General features: G+C 68.2%; 15 protein-coding genes and 1 pseudogene. 8 read left to right on the forward strand and 8 right to left on the reverse strand.

Annotated elements, in window-relative coordinates; all coding sequences use genetic code 11:
* Window positions 1-225: 225 nt before the first annotated feature.
* From ABZZ79_RS33915 to ABZZ79_RS33935, 5 genes are all read right to left on the reverse strand, one after another.
* Window positions 226-1,164, reverse strand: a complete 939-nt coding sequence (locus ABZZ79_RS33915; protein ID WP_356695465.1) for a PmoA family protein — start codon at window positions 1,162-1,164, stop codon at window positions 226-228.
* The gene (locus tag ABZZ79_RS33920; protein WP_356695467.1) at window positions 1,161-2,276 is read right to left on the reverse strand and encodes a Gfo/Idh/MocA family oxidoreductase; all 1,116 of its coding nucleotides are present in this window, start codon (window positions 2,274-2,276) and stop codon (window positions 1,161-1,163) included. Before ABZZ79_RS33920 ends, ABZZ79_RS33915 begins: the two co-directional genes overlap by 4 nt.
* 90 nt (window positions 2,277-2,366) lie before the next feature.
* Window positions 2,367-3,671, reverse strand: coding sequence for a sugar ABC transporter substrate-binding protein (locus tag ABZZ79_RS33925; protein WP_356695469.1), 1,305 nt, complete (start codon window positions 3,669-3,671; stop codon window positions 2,367-2,369).
* A 101-nt stretch (window positions 3,672-3,772) separates the two neighbouring features.
* Complete coding sequence (locus ABZZ79_RS33930; protein WP_356695471.1) at window positions 3,773-4,588, reverse strand: carbohydrate ABC transporter permease; 816 nt, start codon at window positions 4,586-4,588, stop codon at window positions 3,773-3,775.
* A gap of 70 nt (window positions 4,589-4,658) precedes the next feature.
* Complete coding sequence (locus tag ABZZ79_RS33935) at window positions 4,659-5,579, reverse strand: sugar ABC transporter permease (protein WP_356695473.1); 921 nt, start codon at window positions 5,577-5,579, stop codon at window positions 4,659-4,661.
* Between the two features lie 182 nt (window positions 5,580-5,761).
* On the opposite strand from ABZZ79_RS33935, the gene ABZZ79_RS33940 reads away from it, so the two are divergent.
* On the forward strand, window positions 5,762-6,796 hold the full coding sequence (locus tag ABZZ79_RS33940; protein ID WP_356695475.1) for a LacI family DNA-binding transcriptional regulator: 1,035 nt from the start codon (window positions 5,762-5,764) through the stop codon (window positions 6,794-6,796).
* Window positions 6,797-6,850: 54 nt separating this feature from the next.
* Here the strand turns inward: ABZZ79_RS33940 and ABZZ79_RS33945 are convergent, their stop codons facing one another.
* Entirely contained in the window at window positions 6,851-7,564 is a 714-nt protein-coding gene (locus tag ABZZ79_RS33945) for a cupin (RefSeq protein ID WP_356695477.1), read from the reverse strand.
* Window positions 7,565-8,349: 785 nt separating this feature from the next.
* Between ABZZ79_RS33945 and ABZZ79_RS33950 the strand changes: the two genes are divergently transcribed.
* The 6 genes and pseudogenes from ABZZ79_RS33950 (at window position 8,350) to ABZZ79_RS33975 (ending at window position 13,918) form a co-directional block, all read left to right on the forward strand.
* A complete protein-coding gene (locus ABZZ79_RS33950; RefSeq protein WP_356695479.1) occupies window positions 8,350-8,760 on the forward strand; it encodes a hypothetical protein in 411 nt (136 codons plus the stop codon).
* Window positions 8,761-9,170: 410 nt separating this feature from the next.
* Window positions 9,171-10,103 (forward strand): YceI family protein, encoded by a 933-nt coding sequence (locus tag ABZZ79_RS33955; protein WP_356695481.1) that lies wholly within the window; start codon window positions 9,171-9,173, stop codon window positions 10,101-10,103.
* A 53-nt stretch (window positions 10,104-10,156) separates the two neighbouring features.
* Complete coding sequence (locus ABZZ79_RS33960; protein WP_356695483.1) at window positions 10,157-10,384, forward strand: hypothetical protein; 228 nt, start codon at window positions 10,157-10,159, stop codon at window positions 10,382-10,384.
* Window positions 10,385-10,404: 20 nt separating this feature from the next.
* Window positions 10,405-10,944, forward strand: a complete 540-nt coding sequence (locus tag ABZZ79_RS33965) for a GNAT family N-acetyltransferase (protein ID WP_356695485.1) — start codon at window positions 10,405-10,407, stop codon at window positions 10,942-10,944.
* A 292-nt stretch (window positions 10,945-11,236) separates the two neighbouring features.
* Window positions 11,237-11,811: pseudogene (locus ABZZ79_RS33970) on the forward strand (exonuclease domain-containing protein); the annotation flags it as partial.
* A gap of 190 nt (window positions 11,812-12,001) precedes the next feature.
* Window positions 12,002-13,918, forward strand: coding sequence for a hypothetical protein (locus tag ABZZ79_RS33975; RefSeq protein ID WP_356695487.1), 1,917 nt, complete (start codon window positions 12,002-12,004; stop codon window positions 13,916-13,918).
* Between the two features lie 432 nt (window positions 13,919-14,350).
* On the opposite strand, the gene ABZZ79_RS33980 is transcribed toward ABZZ79_RS33975, so the two are convergent.
* Window positions 14,351-15,271, reverse strand: a complete 921-nt coding sequence (locus ABZZ79_RS33980) for a hypothetical protein (RefSeq protein WP_356695489.1) — start codon at window positions 15,269-15,271, stop codon at window positions 14,351-14,353.
* Window positions 15,272-16,272: 1,001 nt separating this feature from the next.
* On the opposite strand from ABZZ79_RS33980, the gene ABZZ79_RS33985 reads away from it, so the two are divergent.
* Complete coding sequence (locus tag ABZZ79_RS33985; RefSeq protein ID WP_356695491.1) at window positions 16,273-17,262, forward strand: aldo/keto reductase; 990 nt, start codon at window positions 16,273-16,275, stop codon at window positions 17,260-17,262.
* A gap of 478 nt (window positions 17,263-17,740) precedes the next feature.
* On the opposite strand, the gene ABZZ79_RS33990 is transcribed toward ABZZ79_RS33985, so the two are convergent.
* On the reverse strand, window positions 17,741-19,330 hold the full coding sequence (locus ABZZ79_RS33990; protein WP_356695493.1) for a hypothetical protein: 1,590 nt from the start codon (window positions 19,328-19,330) through the stop codon (window positions 17,741-17,743).
* Window positions 19,331-19,408: the final 78 nt, after the last annotated feature.

The raw sequence follows: 19,408 nt of genomic DNA on the forward strand, positions 1-19,408 counted from the left end.
CTGGACGATCTGGTCACACCTGGTGAGGGTGAAGTCGGCGGGGAGCAGTGGCCGTGGGGAGGTCCCGCACCCCGGGTACACATCGAGGTCCGAGGACTCGAAGGTCTGGATCGCAGTCGCAGTCGCAGTCGCAGTCGCAGTCGCAGTCGCAGTCGCAGTCGAGCGAGCGAACAACTCGCTCTCTTCCGCAACCGTGTGCGCGAGCGCGGCCACCGCCCATGGCGGCTACTCGGATTCCCCGGCAGCGGGGATCGCGTCGGGCCGCGCGAGCAACCCGCGCACGGCGTCGGCGAGTGCGGAAGCCGCGCTCGCGTCGGCGTCGGCGATGCCCACGCCGTAACGGAACCGCACGGTCGTCCCGTCCTCGATGGTCAGCTCCTCGCTGAAGAACGGTGCGGGGTTGAGGCAGGCGAACTCCTCCGTGCGGGCGAACCACTGGGGCGGGTGATTCGGGTTGGCCGCGTCGTCGACCATGAGGACCAGCGACTGCGCGTCCGTCTCGTCATGGCGGCCCTCATAAGCCATCCATGCCATGCGCCGCCCGCGGATCTCGTCACCTCCCAGGCCGTCCTCGGTCACCAGCCGCCCGCCGGTGAACGACCGCGGGCCCCGCCAGAACAGACCGCCGTAACCGGCGTTCTCCCGTCCCCTGGTAGTCGGTGATCCCATGACGACGTCCGTCCCCGAGACGTTCGTCATCCGCGTCTCGAACGTCAACGCCCAGGCCTGCGGGGAGATCAGGCTCGCCCGAAGCGTCCTGCGCTCCGTGAAGAACAGCCTCCCGGACTGAGTGATCCAGTCCAGGTCATGAGAGAACATCGCCGTGCCGTCGGACCGGTCGAGGGCGACGACCCGGCGGTGAGCCTGGGTTCCGTTGTTCTCCAGTTGAACGTAGAAGCGCCCATGGACGTACGTGGGGCCGCCCCAGAAGTTCTCCTCGCCGACGTGAGGCAGGGACCACGCGATGCCCTTGTGCCACACGTGGTCGTGCGGACGGAACAGGCTGACCACCTCTCCGGCCCGGGTGCGCAGGGGGCTGATGTAGGGCTTGGGCGATTCCAGCTGGACGGTGTCCGGCCGGTACACGTACTGGAACAGTTCGGTACCGCCGTCCCGGACGGTGACCGAGACACCGAGGTCATGGCCCATCTTGAGCGCGTTCATACCAAGGCCTCCTTGACCCGCTGCCAGGGCACGGCGCCGCCGTCCATGCTGAGCGTGAAGGGATCGTCGTCCGTCAGCTCGCCCGCGGCGATGGGGACACCGCGGAACGCCGAGGCATACGTCGCTGCCGCGAACTCCAGCGTGCGACGCGCTTCCAGCAGGGAGACACCGGGTTCCTCACCGGTGTCCCAGGCGTCGAACACGGCCTCGATCTGGAGCCTGTGGCCGCTCGTGACGTCCGGCTCGTCACCACCGGCCCACAGGGCCGCGAGCCCCTCATGGCCGGGGGCCGGCGTGAACCGCCAGTGCTCCTCGCGGTATCCGTAGAGATGCTCGAGGTCGACCGTGGCGTATTCGAAGTCGAAACGCAGGCGGGACGTCTCGCGCGGGGACACCAGGGAGTTGACCACCGTCGCGAGGACTCCACTGCCGAAGCGGACGGCGGCGACCGAGACGTCCTCGGTGTCCGTGGACCGGGCCCGGCGGTCGGCCAGTGCGGTGATCAGCGACCACGGGCCCAGAACCGACAGCATCAGGTCGAACTGATGGATGCCGTGCCCCATGGTGGGGCCGCCTCCCTCGACATCCCAGCGCCCCCGCCACGGCACCTCGAAGTAGTCGTCGGACCGATACCACAGGGTCTCGCAGGTGGCGACCAGTGGCCGGCCCAGGGCGCCGGCTTCGACCAGGCGGCGCAGTCGGACGGCCGCGGCACCGTAGCGGTGCTGGAAGACGGTCAGGACTCTGGAGCCGGTCTGCTCCTGCACCGCGGTCAGTTCGTCCAGTTGGCGCAGGCTCAGCGCCGTCGGCTTCTCCACCAGGGCGGTCACTCCGGCCCGCATGGCCAGGCAGGCCAGGGGCGCGTGGGTCTGCGGCGGCGTGCAGATGTGCACGAGGTCGAGCTCCTGGCTCTCCAGCAGGTCCTTCGGGTCGCCGAAGACGTGCGGCACGGAGAATCGGCCGGCGAACTCGGCGGCACGGGTGTGGTCGACGTCGGCGACGGCGACCAGTTGGGCGCGTGCGGAGAGCTGGGTGAGCGCTTCGGCATGGGCATGGGCTATACCGCCGGTGCCGATGATGGCCACACGGTACGGCGGCCGGGGGACGGGCATGGATGGCTTCTCTCTCTCGGTGTCCGACCCGCTCTTTCGCGGGAATCCACCGGGGGCTGTGGACGGCGGCTACGGCCCCCGGGACAGCGGTCACTTGGCCGCGTCGATCTCGCTCTGGAGCTCCTTGACGAAGGCCTGCGCGGCGGCTTCGGGCGAGGTCTTCTTGAAGTAGACCTCCTGGGTGTAGCGCTGCAGCGCCGGTTCGATGCCGCTTCCGCCGTTGGGGGTCACGACCGGTGGCTCACCCTGGGGCACCGCGTCCATGAAGTCGGCGGCCGCCTTGTCGGGGCCGGTCAGAGCCAGCTGGAGGTGTGCGAGCATCTGCTCGTTCGCGGGGATGCCCCGTTCGGTCTTGAGGATGCGGGCGGCCACCGGCTCGTTGAGCAGGAAGTCGATGAACGCGGCTGCCTCGGCCGGGTGCCGGCTCTGGCTGGAGACCGCCCAGTACATGGAGGGCTTGAGGAAGTTCGCCTCGGTGCCGTCGGCGTGGGGCAGCTGAAGCAGCTTCAGGTGGGCGCTCGTGGCCTGCTGGAGTGCGGTGAGCTGTGTGTTGTACGCCGTGATCATGGCGGCCTTGCCGGTGGCGAAGCTGCCGGCGGTGACCCCGGCGGTCAGGTCTTCGACCATCGTCGAAGCCTTGACGCCGGCCCCGGAGGAGATCAGGCCCAGACCGTACTTCCACATGCCTGCGAGCGCCTCGGGCCTCAGCGAAACGTTGCCGTCCTTGTCGAAGAGCTCGCCGCCCTGCTGACGGGCCCAGTACTTGACGTCGCCGGCGTAGAAGCCGGGGGCGCCGGAAGCCCCGTGGATCTCGCCGCCGCTCTTGTCCGTGAGTTCCTTCCCGATCCTGGCGTAGTCGTCCCACGTCCACTTCGTGTCGTCGGGGAGGGCCACGCCGTACTTCTTGAACAGGTCGGTGTTCACGACGATGGACGAGACGCCGACCCCGGTGGGAAGCGCGTACTGCGTTCCGTCGACCTGCCCCGTGGCCAGGGCCTTGTGGTCGAACATCGAGGTGTCGAGGAGCTTCTTCGCCTTGCCGAGGTCGTGCAGCGCGCCGCGGTCCGCGTACGACGCGAGATACAGCTCGTCCATCTGGACGACATCGGGTGAGTCCTTGCCCGCGGTCGTCGTGGCGAGCGCGTCCCAGTAGCCGTTCCAGTCCTTGTACTGCCCCTTGACCTCGATGTCGGGGTACTTCTTCTCGAATGCCGCGATGGCCTGCTCGGTGATCTGGGCGCGGCTGTCCGAGCCCCACCAGGTGACGCGGAGGGTGACCGGTTCGCCGCTGAGCTCGGAAGCCGAGCCGGCGCTGTTGCCGGAGCAGGCGGTCAGTGCGAGGGAGAGCGAGGCGAGCGTTCCGAACGCGGCGCGTCCGAAGAGGCTGGTGTTCATGTGGTGCTCCTGTGCCTGGTGAATGGGGCGGGTTGATGGCTGCGGCGCTCCCGGGCGGCCCTGGCTCGTTCGCCTCCGCATGCCTGGCGGTTGCCCCGTGGTTACTTGCCGCCGGTGGTCGCGATGCCTCGCAGCAGGAAGCGCTGTCCGGCCAGGAAGACGAGGAAGACGGGAACGATCGACACGACACTCATGGCGAACACCGACCCCCAGCCGGTCGCGGTCTGCTGGTCGACGAAGGCACGCAGCGCGAGAGGCGTGGTGTATTTGTCCGGGTCGGTCAGATAGATGAGCTGGGAGTAGAAGTCGTTCCAGGTCCAGATGAACGTGAAGATCGCGGTACTCGCCAGCGCCGGGACCATGAGCGGCAGGATGACCTGGAAGAAGATCCGTGCGTGACCGGCGCCGTCGATGCGTGCGGCCTCGTCGAGCTCGCGTGGGATGCCTCGGATGAACTGCACCATGAGGAAGATGAAGAAGGCATCGGTTGCCAGGAACTTCGGCACGATCAGGGGCAGGAACGTGTTGACCCAGCCGAGTTCCGAGAACAGGACGTACTGCGGCACGATGATCACGTGGACGGGCAGCATGATGGTGACGAGCATGATGGCGAACCACACACGCTTCGCCCGGAATTCGAGCCTGGCGAACGCGTACGCGGCCAGGGAGCAGGCGATGAGGTTCCCGAGGATCGCGCCGGTCACGATGATCAACGAGTTGATCATGTAGTGACTGAACGGTTGGGAGAAGGCGCTCCAGCCGTTGGAGTTCTCGAGGCGCGGGTGCGTCAGGGCGAGTCCCGCACTGCGGAAGATCTCGCTGTTGGGCCGCAGTGAGCTGACCAGCATCCACAGGACGGGGTACAGCATCGTCAGGGCACAGAGTGCCAGCAGGCAGTGCTTGAGGGGGGTGCGCACCGCACGCCTGATCCGGGACACCGCTGGAGGGCGGTCGACGGGAAGCGAGCGAGGCACGGCCAGGGGGCGGTCAGTCATCGTAGAACACCCAGTACTTTGAGGCCCAGAAGTTGAGGGCGGTGAAGGCCGCGACCACGAGGAGCAGGACCCATGCGAGCGCGGACGCGTAACCCATGTCGAAGTGGCCGAACCCGCGCTGGTACAGGTACAGCGAGAAGAAGAGGGTGGAGTCGGCAGGCCCTCCGGAGCCGCCGGAGACCACGAAGGCCTGGGTGAACGTCTGGAAGGCGTGGATGATCTGCAACACCAGGTTGAAGAAGATGATGGGTGTCAGCAGCGGAATGGTGATGCTGCGGAACTGGCGCCATCGATTCGCGCCGTCGACGGAGGCCGCCTCGTAGAGGGAGGCCGGGATCTGCCGCAGTCCGGCGAGGAAGATCACCATGGGCGAACCGAAGGTCCAGACGTTCAGGACGACGAGGGTCGACAGCGCCGTTCCCGGCTCCGAGATCCAGCCCTGCCCCTGGATGCCGACGACGGCCAGGGCCTCGTTGACGAGGCCGTTCGTCCCGAACATCGCGCGCCACAACACGGCGATCGCCACGCTGCCGCCGATCAGCGAGGGCAGGTAGAAGACGGAGCGGTAGAAGGCGAGGCCACGCACTCCCCTGTCCAGCAGTAGCGCGAGCCCCAGGGCCATCGCCAGTTGCAGCGGGACAGAGACGAAGACGTAGCCGAACGTCACCTGGAGAGACTGGTGCAGGCGCTCGTCGGAGAGCATCCGCGTCCAGTTGTCGAATCCGCTGAACTGCGGCGGCTGCAGCAGGTTGTACTTGGTGAAGCTGAGGTAGAGCGAGGCCAGCATCGGGCCGAGTGTGATCGCGAAGAGCCCGGCGAACCAGGGCAGTAGGAAGAAGAACGCCACCTTGTTCTGCTGCTTCGCGCCCCTTTGGGACCCGCGCAGCCGGCGTAGTTCATTGATGGAGCTCACGGCACTGCTCCCTTGCGTGGCGGCATCGGCACACATTGATGCGGGACCGTCCCTGGCCCGCATGCCGGACGTGAACGTTCACGTCTGGGTGGGGCAGGACAATAGTGAACGATCACTTTTTACGTCAAGAGTGTGTACGCTCTGGCTTCACCGGAACGTCGAAGGAAGGGCGGGGGCTGCGGATGGACAGCGCTGACACGGCGCGACGGCGGCCGACGATCACTGATGTGGCGCGGCTGGCCGGTGTGTCACCACAGACGGTGTCGCGGTACCTGCGGTTCAACGGCGGCCTGAAGCCCGCCACCCTGGAACGTGTGGAGAGCGCGATCCGTGAACTGGACTACCGTCCCAACCTTGTGGCGCGCTCCATGCGCACCCGGAAGACCGGCCGGCTGGCGATCCTTATGCCCGCCATGGCTTTCAACCCCTCACGCATTCTGGCCGGAGCCAGTGCGATTGCGCACGCCGCAGGGTACTTCGTCGACTCTGTGGGCGCCGCCGGCGGCGTCAAGGCGAGGAGCGAACGCCTCCTGGAACTCGCCGACTCGGGACAGTTCGAGGGCATCCTCTCCCTCGCGCCCGTGCTCCCCTCGGCGAAGAACAGACTGCACCAGAGGGCGACCGTGGTGATCTCGGCCGACTACGACGACGAGATGCGCGGCATCGGGGAGTTGGCCGATGCCACTCCTGTCGTCCATATGATCGAGCACCTGGCGGCGCTCGGTCACTCACGGTTCCTGCACGTCGCCGGCGACCCGCGGTTCGCTTCCGCGAGAGCGCGCAGGCAGAGCTATCTGGACACGGTCGAACGCCTGGGGCTCGAGTCCGTCGGGGTGTTCGACGGTGACTGGTCCGGCGAGTCCGGCGTGGAGGCGATCCGGTCGCTCCCGAGCCGTTCCCGGCCGACCGCGGTGATCGCGGCGAACGACCTCGTCGCCGCAGGCGTCATACGGGGAGCCCGGGAACGCGGCTGGGACGTGCCGGGCGACGTCAGCGTGACCGGTTGGGACAACATCGGGGTCGGGCAGTTCATGACGCCGTCCCTGACCACCGTCGACGTGGACCTCGAACGACTCGGCGCCAGGGCCATGGATCAACTGATCGCGAGCTTGAGGAACGAAACCCCCGAAACGGATAAGGAGTCTCTGTTCCGGATAATCTGGAGGGAATCGACGGCAGAGCCGCCTGCGACGCGGCGTCCCGGCCGCAGGCGGTGACCCGTGGGCCGGCATCGCCACCCGCCTTACCCGAAGCCCGGTCGGGCACCGACATCAGTCCTGGTAGACGTCCAGCCGACCGCACATCCCGAACTTCCCACGGAAAGAGGGCTGTTGGGACCTCACCGCGGCATCCGCGAGGTGCGGGAACTGCCCTTGCTCCAGCCAGTCGAGCTGCAGCCCGGTTGCCATGGCGTCGACCTCGGCACCTTGTCGCCACCGCTCGCGCCACTCGGAGATGCGCGGCCGCACAAGTGCGGCGGCCGCACGGTGGAAGGCGGTCAGGGCCTCCGGCCCCCCGGCCTGCCGCAGTGCGCGGTAACCCTCCAGGGCGAGGTCCCGCCGGGCTCGGGCGACTCGCTCCTGCTCCTCCTCGGGCGCGTCGGCCGGGATGGCGGTGGCACGGGCGTACGTCTGCGGATCGGTCAGGTACTCCGGAGGCAGCGTGAGGACGGCGTCCCCGGCCTCCGGCAGTCCCCTGTTCTGCATGAGAACCGTGATCCGCAGACCGCCCTCGTTGACCAGCCGGTGGATGGTGCCGGGGCTGAACCAGGCAACCGTGCCGGCCCGGAGCGGAGTGGCCTCGTACCCGGACGCGGTCAGTGTCTGAACGACGCCGCGTCCGCCGGTGACGATGTAAGCCTCGGAGCACGCCAGGTGCATATGAGGGGTGCCGCCGCATTCCCCATCGGCGGCAGGCCAGTCGTATACCGACAGATGGGAAATGGCGACGCCCCCGGGCAACCCGGTGTCGTGTGCATCAGTCATGTTGTGTCAGTACTCCCGTTCCTCTTTAGGAAGCGCTTTCTGCGTGTGCAATTTACGCGTCCTGACCTGACGGGTCAATGACGTGAAACACATCAACCCCGACTCGATGGACTGGCAGTTGGCCGATATGGAAGCGGCTTGGTGGCGAAAGGGTCCACGCCGTCGGCGACGGCATTGTGTGGGGAGATGCGAATCGGCGCGGGTTTTGTGGATCACTTGCCGTGAGAGAGGCAGTCGGGGGCGCGGCGCTATGACCACTGCCGGGTTCGCTCGGAACGGCACGATGACTGACCGTCGACCCGCATGCTTCCCGCAGGTCAGACGCTGGCGCGGGTCGTGCTGCGGCTGCCATTGCGCCGGGCTTGCCTGATTGTCGACGGCGGGCATCGATGATTCCCTGCCGATCTTCCCGTGTTGCCCGTCCGGGTTGGGTATCTCCGTAGGGGGCTGGAGAAGGAGCTGCACGCGATGAACTCAAAATGTCCGACCGCTCGCATCGTGGTGCCGCCGCCCACGATCTCGGCTCGCGGGATGGGCGCCCACCGTTGATGTTGAACAGGGGTGGTCTTGGGGGCATGCCATGAGTGGGGTTTCGCGAACGGTAAAGCTTTTCCGGTATAGCGCGCGTTCGACACGCGCGATGGCGTTCAGTAGGTGAAATGTCCAAGCGGCGACCTGATGCGCGTCCTGGAAAGCAGCCCGTTGCGGGCGTTGGAATGGGGGACGAGGGCACCATCGCAGGTGCCGGGCTGGCCGCGCGCGCGAGGGTGAACAGGCCCGTCCTCATGGCGGTTCTGGCCACTTTGCCGGCTGCCTCACCGATCGCCTTGCTCGCCGTCTCAGCCCCGGTCTGGCTGACCGCGATGGCCATGTTCGGATCGGGTAGCGCCGCGGGACATCTTCGCCGTGCTCTGGTCCACGACCACCAGTGTGAAGTCCCCGAAGACGCACTCTCCCGCGTCAGCTCCTATGACTGGTTCGGCTTCTTGGCCTTCGCCCCGCTCGGGCCGCTCGCGGCCGGACCTGTTCCCGACGTCGTCGGCTCCCGGGAGGCGCTGGCCGGCTGTGCTGCCGTGATCGCTGTGGCCACGTGCACGGCCCCGCTGTCGCCGCAGGTCCGCAGGCTCACCACGACACCACGCCAGGGGGACACCACATGCCGGAAGCGTGATCTGCTGCGACGGGCTGTCTGCTGAGTCGGGCGGTGTCTGTGTCGGTCCGGCTGAACACGGCGAACAGCGGCCCGCGAACCGACCGCAGCTTCATGGGAGCCGACGACGGAAGTACGGCCCGCCGCGTCTTCGGTGAAATGGCGGGGTGCTGAGGCAGCCGCTGCTCGCGCTCCTCATCTCCTGTGTCCGCAACGGGACCGACGCGGCGTTCAGTAGCGCTCCGCGTGCCTGGCGGGCACCGGGCCAGGCCTGCGAAAGAGCGGGCCGGTGGGACCGGCGGTGTCGCCACCTGGATCTTCACCGCGTCGTCACGCTCTGCACCTTCTGGTCACACACTCCGTTACTGGTCCGTATGGCGAGCGCCCGTTGTGACACGGATTGGAGGACTGACAGGGTGAAACGCTTTCCGAATGTGACGACGAAAGGCGCCAACCATGTTCCCCCTCCTGCGCCGACGGGCCAGAGAAGGCAATGGCGGACACACGCTCGATGGCGGCACGGCGACACTGCCCGAGGGTGCGGGGCGTGTCGAGTGCCAGGTGGTGGACCCGGTGGGGCTGCCGATGCGGGCCACCGTCAGTGTCCTGGACCAGGCGGGTCAGCTGGCCGCGGAAGGCGCCACCGACACCTACGGGCTGTTCACCGCGGCCGTGCCGCCCGGCGCCTACGACCTTTCGGTGACCTGTGAAGGGTTCCATCCCCGACGGACGCAGGTCCGTGTGGACGCCGGTGTGCGGGCGTCGGCCGGAGTGATCGATCTGGTCGCCGCCTCGCAGCCGCCGACGCCGGCACCGGGCCGGTGGGACATCGACACCGATCACAGCGCGATACGGTTCATGGTCCGGCACATCGGTCTCGCCTACATCCACGGCCGGTTCAACCGCTTCTCGGGCAGTCTGTGGATCGCCGAGCGCATGCGGGACTCCCAGATCGAGGTCCATATCGAGGCGGACAGCATCGACACCGGTGCCCGTACCCGCGATGCCCACCTGCGCTCGCCGGACTTCCTCGACGTCGCCGCCTTTCCTGACCTGCTCTTCACCGGCAGCGACTTCGTCCACCGCGGCGGCTCCCACTGGACGGTCACCGGCATGCTGGAACTGCACGGCGTCTCCCGCACCGTTGAGCTCGACACCACCTACCTGGGCCTGGGCACCGGCCTGCAGGGAGAGTTGCGCGCCGCGTGCAAGGCCGTCACCGAACTGCACCGCGAGGACTTCACCCTCAACTGGCAGAAGATGCTCTCCCATGGCATCGCCGCCATCGGCACAACCATCCAGATCGAGCTCGACATCCAGGTCACCCAGCCCTCACAGTCGACTGGCCGGCCTTCGCCGCATGAAGGCCAAGGACCGCTCCACTCGTAGTACTTGAAGCCGTCGCGGCGGCGAACTGGTACTCCTGGCGGAGAGGCGGGAGCGTGTCTGCTGAAGCGAAGCGGCCGACTTTCCACTCCCGGTTCGCCGAGGTCGTGGCCGACGCCGTCAACGTCGCCGCTGAGGCCGGAGACAAGTTCACCGGACGACCGCGCGACGACCGGGCTGCGGAGCTGGAGGATGAGGCGTTCGGTGAAGCGCATGGCGGGGCGGTGCCGGCCGGTTTCGGACAGGAACAGCCGGCGTCAGGCGTTTCCCGTGCGGTTGGTTGATCATCTGTTAGCGTGCGCGGATGGAAGATCTGGGACCCGTGGCTTGGCCGCCTGAGCCGATCAGGACCAAGAGGCTCGTGCTCCGTGAGCCCCAGGCGCGGGATCGTGCGGCGTTCATCGAGTTGCTCGCCTCGCCAGAGGTACACACCTACCTCGGCGGCCCCCGCCCGCGTGACGAGCTTGAGCGCGAGACGCCTCACGTGCCCGAGCGGTGGCCCGGGAGCTTCGTCGTTGATCTCGACGGGTCGATGATCGGCCAGATCCTGCTCAGGAGAGCAACGGGACACCGTCGTCCGGCCGCCGCCGGGAAGGCCGATCTCGGCTACCTGTTCCTGCCGCGGGTGTGGGGATACGGGTACGCCGCCGAGGCATGCGCGGCGGCACTCGGCTGGCTCGCCGACACGCTTCCCGGCGAGCCGGTGGTACTCACCACCCAGACCGCCAACGTCGGCTCGATGCGCCTTGCTGCGAAGCTGGGGTTCACCGAGGTAGAGCGGTTCGAGGCATGGGGCGCCGAGCAGTGGCTCGGCATGAGGTCCCCGGTCACGCAGTCCAGTTGAGTTCGTGACGGAACGGCCGGGGAGCACCCGCCCATCCGCGCGCGAGCGGCCCGCATCCGCGACTGGCCCGCGCGCACGCCGGGCGTTGCGGTGCAGGCGGGGGCGCGCTGCTGGCGGTGGTGTTGAGGATCCCGGTGCCGTACGGGTCGTAGGTCCAGCGCTGGTAGAGGGTGTCGGCGTTTGTTGGTGACGTCGACCGGAACCGACGCGCGTTGCGTGCGGAAATCCCACAGTCGATCATCGCGTTGGAGAGGGTGTGCAGCCGGCCGCACCCGGGGGAGGGGATCCAGGTATGGCCCTGCTGTCGTCGAGCCCGAAGTGGCCTACCCTTCCCGACTACTTCCATGACTGGGCGCTGGTCGATGTGGAAAACCTCCGGCCTGCGACCCGGCCGCGATCGCGTCCTGTCCCTTGCGATCCTCACGCTGGACGCACACGGTAACCAGACAGGGGAGTTCTCCACCCTCCTCAACCCGGGCTGCGACCCCGGCCCGGTGCAGATCCACGGTCTCACCCCCCGCCCGTCTCGCCGGTGCGCCCACCTTCGAGGAGATCGCGCCGCAGGTGGGGGCACTGCTCAGCAGCCGGGTCCTGGTCGCGCACAACGCGCAGTTCGACTACGACTTCTCGGCCCACGAGTTCGCCCACGTCCGCTCCTGGGTGCCGGTCAGCAGACGGCTGTGCACACTGGCCCTCAACCGCCTGATCGCGCCGGCCATCCACGACCTCAAACTGGGCACTCTCGCCGAGCACTACGGCGTCCAGCAGGAGCGGGCCCACGACGCACAGGACGACGTACGGGTCCTCTCCGGCATCCTGCGCGGCTCGCTGGGCGCAGCCGAACGGCTGGGCTTGTCCCTGCCGCTGCGGGTACATGACCGGGAGGCACTGTGCGGGATCCTGTAGGTGTGACCAGGGCGCCAGTGGGGTTCGCTGCGAACGGGCGACGTCGTAGCCCTTCGTCCGCGGCCGAGCATGCCCCGTATTCTGAGAGGGATATGATGACACAGCCCTTCCAGCCCGCCGCCAGGGCCGCACGAAAGGCGGGCCCGAGGTGATGATCGACTACAACGTCAGTGATCATTGGTCCGCTGACGATCCAGACTGGCTGAAGTCCCTCGTCTCGTCACTCGACCGCCACGACGGCGTGAGTACCGTTCTGCCGCTCACCGTGATCGTGGAGGAGGTCCTGGAGTGGCTGGAGCTTGCCAGCGGCGTCGACGCCTGGAAGAAGGCCGCCAACCGAAAGTCGCTGCGGCTCGACCTCGACGAGTCCATCGGCGCGCTCGGTGCCTCGCTTCGAGCGCACATCGCCCCATCACTCGCACAGTTCCAAGCCGCCTTCTCGCAGCTCGACGGTAGCCCCGCTGCGGTCTTGGCGCGGCCACCGGGCACCCGCACCGACGCCATCTGGACCGACCTCATCACGGCCGCGAAGGATCTCCTCGAAGCGCTCGACGCGGACGAAGCCGCCCGCGCCGGCTGGGATGACCTCGTGGCCACAGCTCAGGACCGGACCCTGGAAGGCCGGGAGTACCGCCCGATCGCTGAACTGCTCTTCGACCAGTTGCGCAGGCGCGGCCTCAGCGCGGAGCGGACCTTCCGCGACCTCGTGTCGGTGGTCGCATTCGGCCGTGAGCCCGACGGTGTTCGCATCGATCGGACGAACGTACCGCTGGAGCAGCGGATCGCGCGCGCCCGAGCCCACGTCAGCACTCCCGCTGAAGTCGAGCCGATCGTGGTGTGGCTCGGCTACCAGGGCCGCGGTTTCCCACACCTGTCAGCTGGGCGAGTGTCCTTCATGAACGCCCACTGGGCGGTACCCAACGCCGGGCCCGAGGGCCAGGACTTCGAGCACAAGGCAGAGCTCTGGGAACTCATGCAGGGCGGCGACCTCTTCAAGGTCGCAGAGCTGGTCGACGAGGAGTCCGACGTGGACTTCCTGGTTCGCGTCGACCTCGGCAGAACCACGGCAGCCGGTGCGTTGAACCGTGCCGTTCGCATGGTGAACACGATCCTCGACGTCTCGATCCACAACTCCGGCGGGATCCGCCCGCACCTCGCCCAGCACGGGCTCCTGCGCTCCGGTCGGACCGACTCATTCAACTTCATGGTCTCCCGGCGCGAGACGGGCTTCCCCGACGATCACTACGGCGCGAGCATCACCGCGGAAGCGATCGAGGAGTATGGGCCGCGCATTGCCTTGGCGCTGGCCCGCGAAGAGCTTCCCCGATTTCTTGCGGCCGCACTCGAAGTGCAGACGACCGCCGACTACCCTTTCAGCCGCGACATGGCGCTGCGCAGACCTTCCGAAGCGGACATCAGTAGCGTGATCCCCCTCGCGGACCGCGTGGTGCAACACGTCGCGGCGCACGCAGCGCTCGTCCCGAACGGCTTGTTCGATCTCCTCGGCGGGCGCTGGCCACATGCTCGGTGGCTTATCGATGTGCGGCTTGCCGTTCATATGTGCCTGCTCGGCGGTGGAGGACGGAACGAACTGCTCCGCGAGCTGACCCGCGAGTGGTTGGCGAACAACCCGTCGCGCCCGTGGATTCTGTTCGTCGCTGACCGCTCTGACGATCTGCTCTCGCTCTGCCGCGTCGAGTCCGAGCGCGCCTGGGTCAGGCGGATGTTCGCAAGTGTGAGTGACTTCGCCGAGTACCGCGCCCTGATTGAGTGCTACGCCGCCGAAGGCGCCGTGTTGGAGGCCAGACGTCGTCGTGTCCGGAATGCCTTGGCGCACGGCAACCCCGCGAGCTTCGCGATCGTTGAATCCGTGCGCGAGTACGCCGAGTTCCTGAGCGGCAGCGCACTCAGCCTGGGTCTCGAGTCCTACGTCGAGGGCACGGTGCCCGCTGCCGCGCTCGCGAAGCGGACTGATGAGTTCACCGCGATGCAGGCAGGTCAGGACGCCGCGAGCTACTGGCGGGCTCGACTCACCGCCAAAGCTGCAACGAGCGCGGACTCATCGTAGGCACGGGCTTCGGCACACCGGCGCCACTTGGCTGGCTGACGCAGGCGTACCGCTGGATGAGCTCAGGACGTACTCGGACACGCCGCAATCGAGACCACCCGCGGCGGCCGCCATCACCCCGACGACCGACACCTGGCCTCGGCCGCTGAACGGGCCAACGCCCTACTCAGCCGATCCGAGTCGAGCCTTCCTGACCGGGCCATCCCGGACCTCCCGGGTAAACCCGGTGTCCACCGACCGATGGGCACCGGGATCAACCGGCCGACCCTGTCGGCGAGATGCCCCGCCGACGAGTCCGGGGCCAAGGCGAACCCGACTGTACGCATGGCGCCGGAGCACCTGTCGCAGGTGCCGTACTCGCCGGGCCGGCCGCGTCAGGATCCGCGCCGGTTCTTCGCTCCGAGATCACCGAGATCACCGAGATCACCGGGATCACCGGGTCGCCGTCGGTGCGCCACTCCCACGGAGGTGACCGAACCCGGCGGCGACGCGTGCCGGCTTGTAGGGTGCGTTCTCCCAGTATCCCTCGGCGAGCAGAATCTCAAGCCCGAGGATGGCCAGCACGTTCCGCCCGCAGCCGTTGACCAGGTCGACTCCTGTCGTGTCGCCGAAGGCTTCGGCGAGCAACTCCGGAGACGCCCCTGCAACTGCCTCGTGCACCAGCCGGACGCGCGCGAAGAGCGCGACATCGACGTCTCCGTCTCTGACTCGGCGGATCGCCGTGCACATGGCGTGAATGTGGGTCAGGAAGTACTCCAGGGTCTCCGGTGCCTGCGCGTGGCCCACGGCACGTCTCAGGCCGGAACCGGCGAAAGCGCTCGGGGGTTCGAACACCGCCCGGGCCGCCTCGGTGAGTTCGTCTCGGTCGAAGCGACCGGTGTAGCTCAGATCCGTGAGTAGACGCAAGAGGCGGTTGCGGGCGGTGTCCGTCGCGAGCGGATGGTCCAGCTGTTGCAGCATCTGGCGGGCTCCTTCCCTCGCCACGTCCTTGCTGCGGACCCCGTCTCTCAGCCACGTACGGAGTGCCTTCAAAGCCTGACGGGTGGGAACGACCTCGTCACCGCAGTAGAACCACAGGTTCAGCGGAATCAGAGCCAAGCGGGGAATCCTGGGCATCTGTTGGCGCTTGTCGAGGAGCAATAGGAACAGCTGGCGCTGGGTGGCCGCGTGGAGAGCCTTGGCCGAACCGCGCCGTCCCTTCGGTCTGCGTGTCGGCTTGTCCAGCAGCCCTTGGGCGACCCAGTCGTGCACGAGGCGGGCCGTTACCTTGTGGCCGACGTCCCCGGCATCGGCGATGAGTTCATCGATCGTGCCGGGCTCCGTGATTTGCGTGATCTTGTTCCAGAGCTCCACCGTTGGAAATTACACCGCCTTCGCCACCGGCGGGGGCCGTCCGGGGCGCTGTGAGCCCAACTGTGCTGTCTAGCCTTGGAATTGCGCAGGGAGGTCCCTTCAGCCGCATGCTCTGGCCGGCTCAGCCGACGGTCTTTCCCTGCCCGTGACCGCATCCTCACCCAGGTAAGGGAGAAGCTCATGTCCGAGAGTGAGCGTACGGGCAACGACCCCGCCCCCGAACGGCCCCACCCACCCTCCGAAGGGCGATGGGCCGCGCGGGCACGGCGAGTACGCAACGAAGCCGGCCTCCACCTGATTCGTGGTGCCGCCACCGCCGTCGGCGGTGCGCTCGTGGCCTACGGGGGCTTCTGGATCCAGTCGCGGTAACCGAGAGTTCCGCGACGGGTCTGTCCTGCGGCGTGAGCAGCCCCCGGCACCGGAGCGCCATCTCGTCGAAGATCCAGTGGTGTTCCTCTGCCGAGAGCCGGTGGTGGTCGCACCCGGTTGCGACCTTCCGTGGCTGGGTGGTGCGGCGGATCGGATCGGGCCAGGCCGCAGCGTGCTCGGCGTCGAGTGGCACCGCCAGCGATCCCACCTCCGCCGGATCCGGGTTGGCTGGACTTCGGTAGGCGTCGGCGAGCTGACCCACCAGCGCACTGCCCGACGCTGACCCGAAGGTCTTTGTCCATCAACGAGCTCGCTTCGCCTGAGTGAACCGCTCGGCCCGGAGCCCCAACTCCTCGCGGAACAGCGTCCGTCCTGCGGTCTGCCCCCGCCTTGTGGACACCGCAGTGCCCGGTCGCGTAACGACGGAGCCATGCAGGCCCGACTCCGATCACACACAGGTGCCGACTTGCCTTGGAGCGCGCTCCAGGTCGTAGCGTCGTGGACACCACGCGGGGTCCGCTGCCCTGGCGGGCACCACGGGATGCGGGGTGGCGGAATCCGTCGCCAGATGGAGGAGAGGCTTCGTGCCGTTCGGCCGAAGTACGAGTGTGAGGGAGAGGCTGGGACACGGCATGCAGAAGCGCAGTCTGCGGGACCTTGAGGTATCGGCGATCGGCCTCGGATGCATGGGCATCTCCGCCTTCTACGGATCCGCCGACCGGCAGGAGGGAATCGCGACCATCCGGCGCACCCTCGACCTCGGCATCAACTTCCTCGATACCGCACAGGTATACGGGCCGCTCACCAACGAGTCGCTCGTCGGCGAGGCGATCCGGGGGCACCGCGACGAGTATGTGATCGCTACGAAGTTCAACTATCGGATGGACAGTGCCGTAGCAGGCGACATGAGCACGGTCGGTCCGCAGGACGGCTCGGCAGAGCACGTGCGGAGCTCGGTCCACGGTTCCCTGACGCGTCTGGGCACCGACCGCATCGACCTGTACTACCAGCACCGGGTCGACCCGGACGTGCCCATCGAGGAGACGGTGGGCGCGCTGGGGGAGCTGGTGGCCGAAGGCAAGGTGCGGTACATCGGGCTGAGTGAGGCAAGCGCGGAGACCATTCGGCGTGCCCACGCTGTGCACCCGATCACCGCGGTGCAGAGCGAGTACTCGCTGTGGTCGAGGGACGTGGAGGCCGAGGTGCTGCCCGCCTGCCGGGAGCTCGGCATCGGGTTCGTGCCGTACTCGCCGCTCGGTCGCGGCTTTCTCGCCGGCCGGTTCAGCTCTCCGGACGAGTTGGACGCGAACGACTGGCGCCGCGAGAACCCGCGCTTCCAGGACGCCAATCTGGAGGCGAACCTGCGGCTGGCGGCGAAGGTCAAGGAGATCGCCGCCGAGAAGCACGTGACCCCCGCCCAGCTGGCCATTGCCTGGGTACTGGCCGGGGGCGAGAACCTGGTACCGATCCCGGGAACGAAGCGCCGCACTTACCTGGAGCAGAATGCCGCCGCGGTCGACATCGAGCTGACCGCGCAGGACATGAGCCGCATCGCATCGGAGCTGCCGGAGGCGGCCGGCGAGCGGTACGACGAGGCGGGGATGCGGGCCGTCGACCGTTAGGGGCTTTCGTTTGGATCAGTGCGCTGACCACAGGAAGATGCCGGCGATGTGGAGTCCAGAGCCGGTAGAGGGTCGCTGTCTTCTCGTAGCGGGCGACGATGCCTCGCCACTGCTTCAGGCGTTGACCACCTACCAGGGGCCTCCGAACCCCTACGCACGACCCCGGTCCGCTTCGGAGGGGCGGTAGGCGCGATGGGCGACATCGCGTAGGCGGCGGGGAAGAGGCAGGGGGCTCTCGCTGGGGCCGGGCACCGCGTTCAGTGTGGTGACGGTTGCATCATCGCGCGCCGGTAGCGCACCGAGCTGGTGCTGCCCCGGCGCGCGAATCCGTTGCGGCTTCCCCCTCCCGGCGGTCAGTCTGCGCACACGGACAGGCTCGGCCGCCGGCCTCAAGCAGTCGGATGGGGCGTCAGCACACATCCAACCGCCACGACCATCGACCCGGCGAACCTATGCGGTCAGAGCACAAGCGGCCCGGTCAATCCCGGACCGAGCAGTCCAGGATCCGCCCGTCCACCGTCCCCACGACCAGCCGCTGTTGCTCCGCCCGGTACGCGGCGGACACCGGCGTGACCGGGTGGCCGTGCGCGCGCAGGGTGTGCCGGGCTCGCAGCTCGCCCGTCGCCGTGTCCAGGGTCTCCACCTCACCGGTGAGATACACGACGTACAGCCTCCGCTCGTCGCCGTCGAGATCGGCGAGCGGCTTGTCGGTGCCGTACACCCAGCGCGCCTCTCCGTCCGGCAGCCGGCGGCTTACGACGTACGTGCCCTCGCGGGCTTCCGCGTAGGTGGCGCCCCGCTCGTACGACCGGCCCGCGTGGACGAGGGTGTGCTTCAGATCGACGGCGGGGCCGTACCAAGGCTGGAGTGCGGACGCCGGGTCCCAGCGCAAGGGGAAGAGGGCGCGCAGGGTGGCGGGGCCGTGGGCGCCTGGAGGATCGATCGCGTGGATCCACGGCGCGTCGTCGTCCGGGCCGGGACCGTCCACGTACAGCAGACGGGCGCTGTGTCTGACGCGCAGCGCCGGGGAGTTGGAGTTGCTGGGGGCGAGGGCGAGGCGTGCCGCCTCCTGGTGCCTGGGGGTGAGCAGCAGCGCGGCGTGTGCGTCGCGCCCTCGCGGGCGCAAGGCGAGCCAGCCTTCGTCCGCGGCGTACGGTTCGGGGGCCGACGGCAGGTCCACGCGGTCCACCGCACCGCCGTCCGCCGTCGATATCCGCCGAACGGTGACCGCACGGTCAACCTGTCGACCCGTCACCTCGTCGCGCCGGTAGCCCCGGTACGTCACCCACGCCGACTCGTCGTCGGGAGACGCCTCGACCCGGACGCTCCCCTCCCCGTCTGTGGGAAGTGTCCACCTCAGCGCGCCCGACGGATCCCAGCATTCGAGATCCGTGTGCCGCCCGGTGGCGAGCACCCGGCCGTCGGCCAGCACCGCCAGGTCCCGCACCTGTGCCCGGCGCCGCCACCGGCCGTCCGTCAGCCGCGCGAGGGTGCCCTCGACACGGGGGTCATAAAGGAGCCCGCTCTCGGCAACCGGATGGCGTGTGTCGTCGGGGTCGACCAGAGCGGCCGGAGCAGACAGCCAGTCGTCCACCGCGACGGCCAGCTCGAAGCCCTTGCGGAAGCCGCCGTCCTTGTCCTCGGGGGAGAGCAGCATCGCGAGTCTGCCGTCCTCCAGCCAGCGCAGGTGGCGCACTTGGCGGCTCTTGCTCAGCAGGTTCGTCACGCGCCCTGTCTCCAGGTGAAGCAGGAGCAGCTGTCCCTGGAAGTCCCACGAGCCGTCGTAGTGGCCGGTACCGATGGCGACGAGCGGCAGCTCGGGGTGGGGCTCGATGGCACATACGGGGTAGCGGGAGGCGACGACGTGGCGCGGACGGTGGGTGCCGGCCTCGTACACGCCGATCCGGTGGCCGAGCCAGTGGCCCGTACCGCGCCACATGACGTGCCCGAGGTCACCGGCCGCGATGACGCAGCTGTGACGCGCGTCGGTCACCGCCCACACGGGCCGGCCGATCTCGGCGAACGGCTGGTCCCCAAGGATCCGGCGGACGGTCAACTCATCCGGCATGACGATCTCCCCCCCAAGGTGGCGCACAGTCTGCCAGGCCCGGCACTTCCCTGCGTTCTTCCGTCCTCGAAGGTGTCG

The sequence above is a fragment of the Streptomyces sp. NPDC006458 genome, from assembly GCF_040612135.1.
Taxonomy (GTDB): Bacteria; Actinomycetota; Actinomycetes; order Streptomycetales; family Streptomycetaceae; genus Streptomyces.